Genomic DNA, 14433 nt, shown 5'->3' on the forward strand with positions numbered 1-14433 from the left:
GTAACTAAGACGACAAAACGAGCTGGGGCACCAGGAGTGGCTGCATCTTTAATGTTCCTGTCCGCTTCCCTGCTGGTTCAGAGCGGCTGCAAGAAGGCGGATGATACGGCCGAGAAGCCGGTCGTCACCGTTCAAGCCGCCCACCCCGCAACTGGCCCGATCACTGAGGAGATTGACGCAGATGCGACTCTCGCCCCTGTTGCGCAGGCTGCAATCTTACCTAAAGTGACTGCGCCGGTGCGTAAGTTTTACGTTCAACGTGGCTCCCACGTCAAAGCCGGACAACTCTTAGCCACACTTGAGAACGAAGATCTCGCCGCGGCCGCGATGGATAACAAAGGTGCCTTCGACGCAGCGCAAGGGGCTTATGCGGCGGCAACCCAGTCTGCAGTACCCGAAGAGCAGACCCGCGCTCGGCTTGACCTGGAACAAGCCAAAGCTACTCTCGATCTCGACAACAGTATTCTCGATGCCCGCAAGCAGTTGCTGTCTCAGGGAGCGATACCAGGCCGTGACTATGATACTGCGCGAACAACTGCTCTGCAGGCGCAGGCAGCGTACGATATCGCGAAACAGAAATACGAGGCGCTTGGCAAGGTTGGCACCAGCGCTTCATTGGAATCGGCGAAGGGGCAGCTCACCTCAGCGAAAGGAAAGTACCTGGGTGCGGCAGCACAACTTAGCTACACCGAAATCAAGACACCGATCTCCGGCTTCGTTACCGATCGCCCCCTCTTCGCAGGGGAGACTGCCGCTGCTGGAACTCCCGTCGTAACCGTGATGGACACCTCTTTCATGATCGCGAAGTTGCACATTGCTCAGATGCAGGCCCAGCGGCTTGTCGTGGGTTCTCCCGCCACGATTGCCGTGCCCGGAATAGAAGAGCCGTTAGACGCGAAGGTCTCGCTCATCAGTCCAGCGCTCGATCCTGGCAGCACGACGGTTGAAGTTTGGCTTCGAGTACCGAATCCGAAGGGCACACTGAAGGCCGGTACGTCGGTGCATGCCACTCTTAAGGGAAGAACCGTAGAGAACGCTCTCCTGATTCCCACGGAGGCGGTTCAGCGCTCTCCAGAAGGCGCAGGCAAGATCGTCATGGTGATAGGCGCGGACGGCGCGGCTGCTAAGCGGAACGTCACTGTCGGCATCCAGACTGATGAATCGGCGCAGATCGTTAGCGGTCTGAAGCCCAGCGATATGGTCATTACAACTGGCGGCTACGGGCTCGACGAAGGTACGAAGGTCAAAGTGGGACCGGCGGAGGAGAAAGATTCCGCGGGCAAGAGCGACGCCGAAACGGGAGGCAAAGAGTGAGTTTGCGGAACCCTCCTGCTGTTGACGAACGAGACTTCTGGCTGTCGCGTGCGGCCAAGCCGATCTTCTTCTTCCTCATCGTCCTCACGATTGCCGGCATCTACGCGGCATTCCAAGTGCCCATCTCTGTCTTTCCGGATACGAACTTTCCGCGTGTCGTTATTGGCGTCGATAACGGTGTGATGCCGGTCGAGCAGATGCAGGTCACGATCACAAAGCCCATTGAAGATGCCGTCAACAGCGTCCCCGGGTTGATGACGGTCCGTAGCACCACCAGTCGCGGGTCTGCAGAGGTGAGTCTTTTCTTCGACTGGAATGTGGACATGTTCCGGACCTTGCAGCTTACCGACTCTGCCCTGGCAAAGATCCAGTCGAGCCTGCCCAGCACGGCAAAGATCACCACGAATCGTCTGACCTTCGCGACTTTTCCTATTCTTGGGTATGCGCTCACGGCAGATGACCGTGGTCCTAACACTGTCTCGCCCACTGCTTTATGGCAGATCGCCACCTATGATCTCAAGCCTCCCTTGAACCGTGTCATGGGCGTAAGCACGGTCGTGGTTCAAGGCGGTAAGGTTCCTGAGTTTCACATCGTCCCGGATCCTGCCCGTTTGCAGACGGCGGGCGTCACCGTTCTCGATCTCGTGAACGCGGTGCAGACCTCGAATATCATTGATTCTCCTGGACTGTACGAGGCCGATCACCAGCTGATTCTTGGACTGGTGGGCGCTCAGGCGCATGATGTCGAATCGCTCGGGCGTCTCGTCGTCAAGACCACCGCCGCCGGTGTCCCGATTCGTATCTCGGATGTAGCAACCCTCGGGCCTGCGACTCTTCCCGTCTACACTACCGTCGACGCCAATGGCACGCCGTCCGTGTTGCTCAACATAACGCGGCAGCCTTCCAGCAACACGGTGGCTGTGGCTGCTGCGGTCGCCATTGAGATCGCTCAGCTCACCAAGACTCTACCCCCAGGGGTTCATCTCACGCCGTTCTATGACCAATCGGAACTCGTTCGTGAGAGCATTGCCAGTGTTCGCGACGCCATTCTTATCGGGCTTTTGCTTGCGTGCGTCATCCTGTTTCTTTTTCTGCACGACTGGACCTCTTCGCTGATCGCGGGCCTGGTGATACCTGTCACCGTCGCAGTTACAATTCTTTTTCTCTGGATCATCGGACAGAGCTTTAACCTAATGACGCTTGGCGGTCTTGCCGCCGCTATCGGCCTTGTCATCGACGACGCTATCGTGGTCGTGGAAAATATAGTCGTGCATCGGGATCGTGGGCAGTCCCGTGTCGATGCAGTACGCACTGCGCTGCACGAGATCACGGTTCCTCTCATCGGGTCTACCGTTACACCCGTGGTCGTCTTTCTTCCTTTGATCGCGGTTACAGGGGTGACTGGTAGTTTCTTCCGGGCGTTGGCCGTGACCATGACTGCGGCGCTTCTCACATCGCTCCTGTTGGCTTTGACCTTTACGCCTGCGCTCTCACTTTCGCTTCTGCGTCAACATGAAGATGCATCTTCTAAGCCGTCTGCAGATAGCTCGATGGCGGACCATCAAGAGAATGGCCCCTTCATGCGGCGCGTTCTCGACTTTCACAACCGCGTGCTCGGCTGGACGATTCGCCGAACCTGGGCGTTAGCAGCCATATCCGGAGTTCTCATCGTATTGGGCTACTTTGCCTACAGCGCACTGGGATCGAATCTGTTGCCAGCGATGGACGAAGGGAGCTTTATCCTCGACTACATCATGCCAGCGGGCAGCTCTCTTGCAACGACGAACAAAGCGCTCGATCGTGTCGAAAAGATTCTCCGCGATACGCCCGAGGTTTCGATTACAACACGCCGCACCGGTCTTCAGCTTGGTCTCGCGGCCGTCACAGAGGCGAATACCGGCGATATCTCGGTTCGCCTGAAGACAAAGCGATCACGTCCCATCGATGAGATTATTTCGGACGTACGTCAGAAGATTAAGGAGCAGGAGCCGGAACTTGACGTCGAGTTTGTGCAGGTCCTTGAGGATATGATCAACGATCTCTCGAACTCGCCCGAACCGATTCAGATCAAACTCTTTTCGAACGACACCACACTTCTGCACGATCTTGGGCCGAAGGTGCAGGCGGCCATCTCAGCTATCCCGGGAGTTGTCGACACTCAGAACGGCGTGGACAATACACTGAGTGGTCCGGCGACTACATTCCAGGTCGATCCTGGTCTAGCGAGCCGCCTCGGCTTCACCGTTCAGGAGGTAGCGGAAGACGCGACCTCGTTGCTTGACGGACTCCCCTCAACCGATCCTGTGATTGTTGCTGGTCGGCCCTACACGGTTCGTGTGCGCATGTCAGACGAACATCGCTCCTCTTTGAGCGCGATCGAGAACACGGTCTTCAACTCCTCGACAGGACACACCGCGACGCTGGGTGCGCTTGCCGAGATCAAAGAACTTCCTCCGCAGAATGAGATTCGCCGCGAAAACCTCGAGCAGGTTGTGCTCGTAAGCGGTCGACTGGAAGGTTCCAACCTTGGCGGCGCCATGGTGAAGGTGAAGGACGCGGTCGCCAAGCTCAATCTTCCGGCGAGCGTTCGGGTGCAGTACGGCGGCACGTATGAGGAGCAACAGAAATCTTTTCGCGAGCTTGTCCAGGTTCTCATCCTTGCACTTGCACTCGTCTTCGGCGTCCTGCTCGCCGAGTTTCGAAACTTTTCCGCGCCGATCGCGATCCTTACCAGCTCCATTCTTTCCATGGCCGGTGTCGTTCTGGCGCTCCTGATAACGCGAACCGACTTCAACGTCGCAAGTTTCATGGGCTTGATTATGGTGATTGGAATCGTCGCCAAAAACGGCATCCTGCTACTCGATGCGGATGAACGCGCGCGGGCCGAGGGTGCAGACGCGCTTGATGCAATGATGCATGCAGCCCAAAGGCGACTGAGGCCGATTGTGATGACGGCGACGGCTGCGATGTGTGGCATGCTGCCGTTGGCTTTTGCGTTGGGGGCCGGGTCGCAGATGCTGCAGCCGCTGGCGATCGCCGTGATTGGCGGCCTGTTGATCTCGGTGGTTTTGAGTCTAATCGTTACGCCGGCGATGTATTACCATCTGACCGCTAGAAGCGAACGGACAGGGATGGAAGAGCCACACGCGACGGTTTAGACATGATGAGTTCAGCCTGCAGGCTGATGTTCTCAAACCGAGGTTCAGGCCTTTGAAGGCCGCGTGGTCGATTCGATTCTGACTATGAGGGTCTTCGCAAAGATTCGAATGGAAGAATTCAGGTGGAGGTATCTGGACCAACGAGTGCAGCGAACTCTGTAATGCCACTCTGCATCTCTTGCACTGCTAAAGGCTACGAGTTGCTTGGCGGTGAATGGGTGCCGGAGGCATGAACAATGCCTCCTGGCACCCTTTTCCGTCTATCTTTCGCGCGAAGGCGACCATCGGAGACCGCCTCCGAAGGTTTGTTTGTAGAACTCACGCTGGATCGGATTCACGGTGCTCCCGTTGTAGAAACCGAACACCTCGTTGTTCAGGTTCAACGCATACGCCACCGCCGTGAACCCTTTTGGCAGCCTGTAGCTTCCCTGCAGATCGACCTGCAGATGGCCGTACAGATACGTGTCCCCATTCGGCCCTTTGATGCCGCCACCCGACGCGAGGTATCCAGTGTTCGTGTCGTTTGGCTTCTTCTGCGTAAACACGATCGGGCCGGCATTGCTGTCGCTGTATTGATAGGAGAAGATGTTTGCTGCGTTATAGCTCAGGCCCAGCCGGACAGACAGATTCCGCTTGTCATACGTCGGGCTGATGTTCCAGGTGTTCGGGGACTGCCGGAGCAGATCCGGCTTATCCGTCCTCGAAATTCCCGTGGGCGAGCCATTAGGGTAAAGCAATCCCGGGAAGGTGACCTGCGAGGCGGAGTAACCGTAGTTCGCCGATAGTCCCGTCCCGTTCAGCAGCCCCGGAAGATACGTGAAGTGCTGTTGAAAGGAGATCTCGAATCCGTACACGTACGCGCTGCCCGCGTTCTGCGGCTGGGTCTGAATCGTTCCATCGGCCAGCGTAGTTTGCAACGGAATGATCGGGTCCGACAGATGCTTGTAATAAACACCCGCCTGCAACAGTCCGATCGGATTCAGGCTCCGCTCATACAACAGGTCCACGTTATCCGCGTGCTCCGGCTTCAGCGCGGGATTGCCGACACTCGAAGTCGTGCGCACCCCGCCTGGAGAGATAGACGCAAACGAGACCAGGTCTGAGAAGTTCGGCCTCGACACGCCGCGTCCATACACCAATCGAATCCCGCTCAACGGTGTAAGCGAGTAACGGACCGACCCACTCGGCAGCACATCGAGATACGATCCACTCCGGGCCACGGGGGGCGAATCCGGCGTAACGTTGCCCTTGTCGGTGTCGCTTGTGTTTTCAAACCGCAATCCCACGATGATCCGGAACTTGTTCAAAGTTACCGTATCCATCAGGTACCCGGCCGAAACCTTCTCGATCAGGTTGAAGTTGTTGGTCTGAATGCTCGGATTGTTGGGATCGGGCATCTGAGGCGACGTCGCGTTGTAGGCCTGCACCTTCTGGTAGTCCACCGCGGGCCCGAATTGATACGTCCCCCCGTAGTAGTTTGGGTCCTTGAACCCGTTGAGGAAGTTCGTCATCTGGAGAGAAGGGTCGTTGGCGGCCGCCACTGGAACTGTGTACGTAACATCCTCATTGGCAAACTTGTGCACGTTCCGGAACCGCCCTCCAAACTCGAAGCTCGACGCATGGCCGAAGAACGTGTAGTTAGTTGCCAGGTCCGCGCCGAAGCCCAGATCGACCTCAGGGTTGTAGTAGTGGTCCACCCTCTGGCCCGCGTAGTAATACTGAGTCGGATCGAAGATGTTTACGTCGCTCGGCGCCACCAGCTTGGGCGTCAGAGGATTGGAGTGATCGAGCGAGAACTGGATGCCTCCGTTTAACACCGAATCCGCTCCCGGAGCGAAGGTCGCGTCCGAATACCCCCTGTCGCGCGTCCGTCCCACTGAGCTCTCCACATCCCACGAAAGGAGAGACCGCCGGATCACGTGCCGTCCCCCAAGCTGCAGACTTCCCAGGTCCTGCACCGGTCGCCGAATCTCTGCGCCGAACGTAGTCGTGCCCGTACCGTCAGGCTGTCCATCCGCCGTATATGTGGTCGCCACGTTGTAGTCCCAGCGATTGCCGAAGTTGTGGAACAGCGAGTACAACCCCTTCAAATAGATGCTCGAAGTCTCATTGAACCGATAGTCCACCGTACCTGCGTAGCCCGTCCGGCTGCGGTAGTACTGGTAGTCCCGCTGATCGTATCCGCCCAGAAGCACAGGTGCCGGTTCCACGTCGTTGATCCCGCGTCCGTTCCAGTCATACGATCCGCCGAACAGCAGCCCGAGTTTGTTTCCCTCCAGAAACCGCTTCCCCAGCGTGCCATCGAACTGGTATGCCGTGCGGCCTCCAATGATCGGAGTGTACCCTCCGGTCGACTCGAGCGCCACGGTCGGCCGGTCGCCCGCACTCTTCGTGCGCAGGTCAACCGAACCGCCAATACCGTCCCCAGGCATGCTCGCCTCTAACGTCTTGTTGATCTGGACCGACTCCACCAGATCCGCGGGAATAATATCCAGCTTGATCTGGCGCACGGTCTCCGCCGAGGCGATGTTCACCCCATCGATCGTCACATTGGTCAGCCGCGGCTCTGTACCCCGTACCTGCACATACTTGCCCTCGCCCTCGTCCCGCTCCAGCGTTACGCTCGCCAGCCGCCCAAGCGCATCCGCTACGTTCGCATTTGGCAGGCTCTTGATCACGTCCGCAGGCAGCACGTTGATGATGTTGTCCGCATTGAAGGTGCGGTTGATCGACTCGATCTCTCCGCCTTCGCGGCCCGCATACACCTGCACATCCTGCTTGTTCGAGGCCACGGTCAGCGAAGCAGCCAGCCGCACCACCTGCCCGGAAACCACCGTCACCTTTTTGGTAAAGGGAGCAAATCCAGCATACGAGACCGTTACGTCGTGGTCGCCCGCGGTTAGCCCGTTCAATGTGAACTGCCCCTGCGCGTCCGAAAGCGTCGAGGCCGCTCCCGGATTTACCTCTACCTTCGCCCCTTGCAGCGCGCCTCCCTGGCTATCGACCACCGAACCAGATAGGAGTCCTATTCCGGTCTGCGCTCCTGCCGATAACACGCAGATGAATAAGAACATGAATACAGATACTGCGAATTGCTTCGCATGATTTCCAAGAGACATCGCCAACTCCGTTTCTAAAATGACTGGAAGATCGCGCCCGAGGATGTGCTTCGGTTTGACGCACTGCTGTAGAAGGCACATTGCACTTTAGGGCTTCCAGTCAAACTAGGGGGAGGCTTTTGCGGAGGCGTGAACGCAGCGTAACAAGCGCGTAAAGCGATCTTAAGGTTGGCTTAAGCTTTGATGGATTCAGCCATTTTGAGGACAGAACTACGGTGTCCCAAAGCTTCCGAGCCAGGCTGAGATCAAGGCGTGTCCTTGACTTAAGCATCGACGCCGGACTTGTTCTTAGATGATTCTGCGGGTGAGGCCCGACGCCGCAGGACGTTAATACTCACTTAGACGTAAACCGCTAACGATCCCGCAATAGATTCTAGAGCGGGATCGTTATTACGGCCAATCGTTCCATAAGGGAGATCAGATTTTGAAGATAGAGGGGTCACCTATTCTCTGCATTGTCGTTCGGTAGCCCGTTATGGGTTGGCTTTGAGATTTCGATCGAGCCATGGAAGGATGACCTGTTTGAAGATGCGGGGATCAGGCCAGACTCCTACCTGGCGGCCGAGGTGGCCTCCCTGAGGATTGATCCAGGCTTCCTTCGGGACATCGCCGCTGTCGAGGAGCTTATAGACATCGGCGATCGGCACCTGGGTGTCTTTGGTGCCCGCGAGAATCAGCATGGGCGCGGTTGGCTTGCCCAGCAGATGCTGGTTGACCAGAGACATCTTGGAGAACTCGTCGACCACCTGATCCAATGTAGTTACATTATCGAAGATGGACATCAGGGCGGGCATCTGATCGAAGAGATACTCGCGGTTGCCTACCAGAGAGTTCACGATAAAGTCTCTCTGGAAGAAGAGGTCGGTGGGCGGGGATTGGACGCTGACGCACTTGAGGCGATCTTTCTCGAGGATTGCCATCTTGGTGCCCCAATAAGCTCCCCAACTGACGCCATGCATGGCGATGCGATGGGAGTCGACCTCGGGCCGGGTGGCGAGGTAGTCGAGGACCTTTGAGAGGGCGCGGTCTGCAGTTGGACTGGCTTTGACGGGAGATTGGCCGGTGCCAGGGCCGTCGACTGCAATGTAGCCAATACCGTAGGGCAAAATGGCGGAGAAGCTCTCGGTGAGATCTTCCTTGCGGCTATCGAGTCCGTTGACGGCGATGACCATGGGGATGCGGCCGGTGGCGCCTTTGGGCAGCCGCAGGTAGCCGATGATCTCCTTGCCTTCGAAGGGAATGTGAACGACTTCGACGGGTGGATCCATCATGCGAGCATGAGCAAGAAACGCTTCGATGCCTTTGGCATAAGAGAGTTTTTTCTTGGGGGACGAGTCGGTAGGCCATCGGCCAAAGAAGTAGAGATGCCAGGCGCGTATGTAATCGGCGTTGGCCTTGGCTGGATCGGTCTTTTCGAGGCTTTTGCCTTCGGCCATGTAGCGGTCGGCGACGCCCATGAAGCCTTCGGCCCACTCATCCTTGTCGCGGGTGTGGATGGACTTGAAGGCCTCGCGGACGTCGTTGGGATCGAGGCCGATGAGAGGATATCCGCCGACTTCTGCACGATGGACGGCCTCAACCTTGATCTCGTCCAAGGTACGCTCCGGCGCTCCCTGAGCCATGAGGCCGGCTGAAGAGAGCCCGGCGCAGATGGCGAGTAATGATGCGATGGTCTTGAAGTTCCTGGTTGCCGAGTTCCTGGTTGCCGAGTGCCTGGTCGCCGAGTGCCTGGTTGCCACGATAGAAATTCCTCTCTTCCACAGTTTTCAAAGCAGTTGAATTTCGACGTTCGCCTTGAGCCGACGGCGAACGCTAGAAGGAAAGCTTGAGGCCGAGTTGCACGGCGCGACTGCCCCCTGAGCCAATGACAGGGTTTGAGGCAGCTACGTCCGGGGTCGCGCAGCCGCAGCCGAACTGGCCTGGGACGGAGGGATCGTTGTGACCCCAACCGTTCTGGCCGCCGAAGGGATTGGCGAAGTTGGGATGGTTGGTGAAGTTGAACAACTCCGCGCGGAACTGCGCTGCGTAGCGGTCGTGGAAGTGCCAGTTCTTATCGACGGAGAAGTCCCAGTTTTTGTAGCCGGTGTCGCGGAATGTATTGCGTCCCATCGTGCCGAAGGTTCCAAGCGCAGCTGGAGTCATGACGGAGTTTCCCGATCTGTAGCAACCGCCGATACCCAGAGTGGTGATCGAACGGGCGTGGGCCATGCAGACTGGATCGTTGACAGCATCGGCGCCCGCAAGGTAAGGGGTACCGACCGCGCCCCCTGACTTGAAGTCGCGGGGGTTGCCGAAGAAGTCCCAGCGGTCGACTCCTTCTCCGGTTTGACTGAAGTCGTTGCCGGTATCGATGGGACCCCAGGGCTGAGCTCCATAGAGGCTGATGATGGAGTTCACCTGCCAGCCTTCGAGGGCTTGAAGGAACGATTTTCGGCCGGGGATGGCGTAGGTGGTGGTGAGGGTGAAGCGGTGGCGGATGTCAAAGTCGCTGCTGGCGTACTCGCGCTGAGGATGGGTGCTGTCCTGCGGGATGCCTGAACCGGCGCCGAAGTCCCAGTTTGCGCCCACGTTGTCGAGCGAGTGAGAGTAGGTGTAGCCGGCAACGGCGGTGAAGTGGTGATAGTTGCGAGCAGTCATGGTCATCTGCAGACCGTCATAGTTGGATCGATAGATGTTGCCCATCTGATAGATGAAGCTGAGATAGGGATAGAGAGCGTTGAAGGGGCGGCCGGACTGTTCATCGTGATTGAAGTCGGCCGATGGAACGTTCTGGTTGATGTCGTGAATACCGACGAGCTTTTGCCCATGGTTGCCAACGTAGGCGGCCTCAAGCACAAGGTCGGGCCGGAAGGAGTGCTGGACGTTAATGTTCCAGCTATAGACCTGCGGCGTGCGGAAGTTTTGCACCATGCCGAGAATGCTGCAGGGGTTGGCGCCGCAGTTGATTACGCCGGTGGGGAAGACAGTAGACGGGCCGCTGTTGTAACCGGCGTTCCAGTTGAGGGCGGAGCCCGTGAAGTTGACGGTGCCGACGGCGATCGAACCGGTTCCCTGGCCGCCGTTGGGACCTACACCCATCGCGCCGGTGGGGATCGTGCTGATGCCGAGGGAGTTGTTCAAAGCAAGGAAGGACTCCCAGTTGACGGTTTCGTAGATGAGCCCAGCACCGCCGCGCAGCACGGTTCTGCCGTTTCCGCCGATGTCCCAGGCGAATCCCACGCGTGGGGCGAAGTTGTAGTGCTCGCCGTTGTAGGGGCCGCTGATGCCCTTGCCCACCTGAACCAGCCCTACGCTGGGATCGAAGTTGCCGAGCAAATTGTTTGCCTCCTTGACGACGGTGTTGAGTTCGTAGCGAAGGCCGAGGTTGAACGTAAGGTTCTTGGTGAGCCGCCAGTCGTCCTGGCCGAAGCCGGCGAATCCCCAGTTGTGAATCTGCCGGGTGGGGTCTCCGCTAAGCAGACTGCCGGATGCGGGCACACCGGCGAAGAAGTCTTCAAGCGGCGTTGCACCGGGGAATGCGTCGGTGCCGAAGCCGAACTTGATGCGGCCGCGGCTACCGGCATATGCTCCGCCGGTGAAGCTATCGCGGTGTATCTCGCCGCCAAATTTGTAGGCGTGTTTGCCGACGGTGTAGGAGACGTGATCGATGAACTGGAACCTCCGGTCGGGACCCTGAATCTTCGGCCAGTTGAATCCGCCCAGCTCGTTCAGCGCGGGGAAGAAGTCGGAGATGTTGACGCGCGGCAGACCGAAGTACAGCGGATTGGTGACGCCGGTGTTGAGGCCGTAGGAAGAGGCTGGTTTGTCGCGGTCGTTGACGAAGGTGGGCTGATAGACGGTGTTGTAGCCAAAGCGGGCTTCGTTAAGCCAGCGTGGGTTGAGGATCCAGGTCCAACTCGCCCCAACGACCTGTGCGCGAGTATGGATCTGGGTCAGCCACTTGGTCTGGAGCTGGTTGGCGTCGGAGACCGTTCCGTTGTTGTTGCCGAAGAAATACAGACCATTGATCGAGTGACGTTGATTGATCTGATAGTCCACTTTGGCCACGGCGTTATCGGTGGTGACGTCGTTGGGTAGGCCGTAGTTGATGAACGTAGGGCCGGCCGCGTTGGTGCCGTTGTTGGTGGGAAAGCCTGTACCGTTGCAGACGATGGGCGGCCCCACGGTGCATCCTCCGATGGTGAGACTGGGGGTGCTGGGGACGATGCCAGCCGCTTGGACCCCTGCGATGGCGTCGACAACACTGTTCTTCGGGTCGCCATTAAGTGAGACCGTGACCGGAGTGTTCAACTGGCTGATACTTGCCACCTGATAGGTCTGCCGCTCATATCCGCCGAAGTAGAACAATTTGTCCTTGAGGATCGGGCCTCCCGCGGTCCCGCCGAACTGCTCCAGGCTGCGGGGATTCTTCGGCCCTCCTGCAATGGGATTGAAGTAGTTGCGCGCATCCATCGGAGTGTTTCGGCCGAAGGCATAGGCTGTACCGTGAAGTGTGTTGGTGCCGGATTTGAGCGCGACGTTGACCATGGCGCCGGGCTTCCAGCCGTACTCCGCCGGCGGATTCTCGATGAGGTTGAACTCCTGAATCGCATCGACGGGGAGGATGGTTGCGGAGTCTCCCGCGATACCAGCTCCATTGATGATGCTTTGGCCGGAGAACGGCTCGCTGTTGAACAGTCCGTCGATGATGTAGGCGTTATCTTCAGCGCGCAGGCCGTTGGTGCTGGTAGTAGAGAAGCCGCCGCCGGGATAACGCACGATGCCGGGACGAAGCTGGAGAAGATTTTCGTAGTTGCGACCATTGAGCGGGAGATCATTGATCTCCTTGTTTCCCAAGGTGCCCCCGAGACTTGAAGAAGTCGTGTTGATCAGCGGCACCTGCATCGTGACCGTGACTGTCTCCGAGGCTGCTCCTGTTTGTAGAACGAAATCTACTTGGGCGTCGGAAGCAACTTCGATCTGAATATTGGTGCGCTCTGTGGCTTTGAAGGTCGGAGCTTCGACACGCACCGAGTAGATTCCGGGAAGCAGATCCGGCGCCACATACTCCCCAGCCTGAGAGGTGACCAGAGAGCGCGTGGTTCCCCGCTGCACATCCGTAATTGTGACCTTTGCCCCGCTGACCAGCGCTCCCGAGGAATCACTGACGTCGCCGAGGATGCGGCCAGTGTTTGTCTGGGCACCTGCGGAAACGGAGAGAGACAGGAATAACACCGGGACCGCGAGGGCGACAGCGGCCCCTTGCATCGATCTGGTTACAAGGCTGGCTGCTCTGTGAAAGTTCATTGCGTGTTCGCCCCCTAAATTTTGGTACGACAGCTTTACCACCGCACCACAACACCGGTCAAGGAATTTGGAAAATAAATTCTTTTCGGAAGTTGCTTGACAAACTTATCCGGACTTGCGGTATAACTGTCAGACCACAGGCGCTCACCTCAAGGCGCCATGAGAAAGGCCTTTCGAGATGGGCATTGCAAGCATCAATCCGGCCACCGGCGAAGTAATGAAAACCTATGATCCGCTGACCGACAAGGAGTTGGCGACGAAGCTCGATAAGGCTGCCGCAGCGTTTGTCCTTCATCGTGAAACCAGCTTCGCCTATCGCGCGGAACGGATGATTAAAGCGGCAGAGATTCTCGAAGATGAGAAGGACCAGTTTGGCCGCCTGATGAGTCTGGAGATGGGAAAACCCATCCAGGCTGCAATCGATGAGGCCGTCAAAAGTGCCTGGGCCTGCCGCTACTACGCGGAACACGCCGAGCGTTTTCTGGCGGACGAGGCGGTCGAGACCAGCGCAAACCGCAGCTACATTCGTTATCAGCCGCTGGGGCCAGTTCTCGCGATCATGCCGTGGAACTATCCTTTCTGGCAGGTGATCCGCTTTGTCGCTCCGGCGCTGATGGCCGGTAACGTCGGACTGCTTAAGCACGCCTCCAATGTTCCGCAGAGCGCGCTGGCCGTGGAAGATGTCTTTCTTCGCGCGGGCTTCGCTGAGGGTGTCTTTCAAACTCTATTGGTTGGCGCTTCAAAGGTAGAGGGCATTCTGGCCGACCCGCGCATCGCAGCGGCAACGCTTACAGGAAGTGAAGGCGCGGGAGTTCAGGTTGGCATCTCTGCAGCCAAAAGCATCAAAAAAGTCGTGCTGGAGCTGGGCGGGAGCGATCCGTTCATCGTGATGAAGTCGGCCAACTTTGCCGAAGCTGTCGCAACAGCGGTCAAGGCGCGTGTAGCCAATAATGGCCAGTCCTGCATCGCGGCCAAGAGATTCATCGTGGAAGATTCCATCGCCGACAGGTTTGAGAAGGAGTTCGTGGCGCGTATGGAAGCACTGAAGGTTGGCGATCCTCTGGATCGGACGACGGAACTCGGACCGCTCGCCTCGACCAGTGCAGTTGAGGACTTGCACCGCGATGTGCAGAAGTCAGTCGATGCGGGTGCAAGGCTACTGACTGGAGGCAAGCCGATTCCGGGAAAGGGCAGTTTTTATCCGCCAACAGTCCTGACTGACATCCCACGAGATTCTCCCGCATATAGCGAAGAGTTCTTCGGCCCGGTTGCGACCATCTTTCGCGTGAAGGATGCAGAAGAGGCAATTCGCATTGCCAACGATACGCGCTTCGGGTTGGGTGCGAGTGTGTGGACTCAGGACGAGTCTGAACGAGACCATCTGATCCAGGAGTTAGAGGCGGGAATGGTCTTCGTCAACAAGATGGTCGCCTCTGATCCGCGGGTGCCGTTTGGCGGGGTCAAGCAGTCAGGGTTTGGGCGCGAACTTGGACCGTTCGGCATTCGCGAGTTCACGAATGTCAAAACTGTATGGATTGAAAAGTAGACGACACCCA

The 14433-nt window shown here is 57.9% G+C and carries 6 protein-coding genes; 3 read left to right on the forward strand and 3 right to left on the reverse strand.

Translation table 11 applies throughout. The features are described from left to right. Nucleotides 1-51 precede the first annotated feature (51 nt). Nucleotides 52-1314 carry an efflux RND transporter periplasmic adaptor subunit gene (locus HDF12_RS18520; protein WP_246373830.1) on the forward strand — a complete coding sequence of 421 codons (1263 nt, stop codon included), beginning with the start codon at nucleotides 52-54 and terminating at the stop codon, nucleotides 1312-1314. Nucleotides 1315-1316: 2 nt separating this feature from the next. After that, on the forward strand, nucleotides 1317-4472 hold the full coding sequence (locus tag HDF12_RS18525) for an efflux RND transporter permease subunit (protein ID WP_257025815.1): 3156 nt from the start codon (nucleotides 1317-1319) through the stop codon (nucleotides 4470-4472). 260 nt (nucleotides 4473-4732) lie between these two features. On the opposite strand, the gene HDF12_RS18530 is transcribed toward HDF12_RS18525, so the two are convergent. The 3 genes from HDF12_RS18530 to HDF12_RS18540 all read right to left on the reverse strand — a co-directional run bounded on the left by HDF12_RS18530 (nucleotide 4733) and on the right by HDF12_RS18540 (nucleotide 12877). Beyond that, on the reverse strand, nucleotides 4733-7591 hold the full coding sequence (locus HDF12_RS18530) for a TonB-dependent receptor (RefSeq protein WP_179585773.1): 2859 nt from the start codon (nucleotides 7589-7591) through the stop codon (nucleotides 4733-4735). A gap of 473 nt (nucleotides 7592-8064) precedes the next feature. After that, nucleotides 8065-9330 (reverse strand): alpha/beta fold hydrolase, encoded by a 1266-nt coding sequence (locus HDF12_RS18535; protein ID WP_179585775.1) that lies wholly within the window; start codon nucleotides 9328-9330, stop codon nucleotides 8065-8067. 73 nt (nucleotides 9331-9403) lie between these two features. Beyond that, complete coding sequence (locus HDF12_RS18540) at nucleotides 9404-12877, reverse strand: TonB-dependent receptor (RefSeq protein ID WP_179585777.1); 3474 nt, start codon at nucleotides 12875-12877, stop codon at nucleotides 9404-9406. A 178-nt stretch (nucleotides 12878-13055) separates the two neighbouring features. Between HDF12_RS18540 and HDF12_RS18545 the strand changes: the two genes are divergently transcribed. Beyond that, nucleotides 13056-14423, forward strand: coding sequence for an NAD-dependent succinate-semialdehyde dehydrogenase (locus HDF12_RS18545; protein WP_179585779.1), 1368 nt, complete (start codon nucleotides 13056-13058; stop codon nucleotides 14421-14423). The last annotated feature ends 10 nt before the right edge of the window (nucleotides 14424-14433 follow it).

The organism is Tunturiibacter gelidiferens (genome assembly GCF_013410115.1).
GTDB lineage: Bacteria > Acidobacteriota > Terriglobia > Terriglobales > Acidobacteriaceae > Edaphobacter > Edaphobacter gelidiferens.

Coding starts and splice junctions, on each gene's coding strand:
- HDF12_RS18530 (WP_179585773.1), bottom strand. CDS start 7,591: ATGTCTCTTGGAAATCATGCGAAGCAATTCGCAGTATCTGTATTCATG.
- HDF12_RS18540 (WP_179585777.1), bottom strand. CDS start 12,877: ATGAACTTTCACAGAGCAGCCAGCCTTGTAACCAGATCGATGCAAGGG.
- HDF12_RS18520 (WP_246373830.1), top strand. CDS start 52: ATGTTCCTGTCCGCTTCCCTGCTGGTTCAGAGCGGCTGCAAGAAGGCG.
- HDF12_RS18545 (WP_179585779.1), top strand. CDS start 13,056: ATGGGCATTGCAAGCATCAATCCGGCCACCGGCGAAGTAATGAAAACC.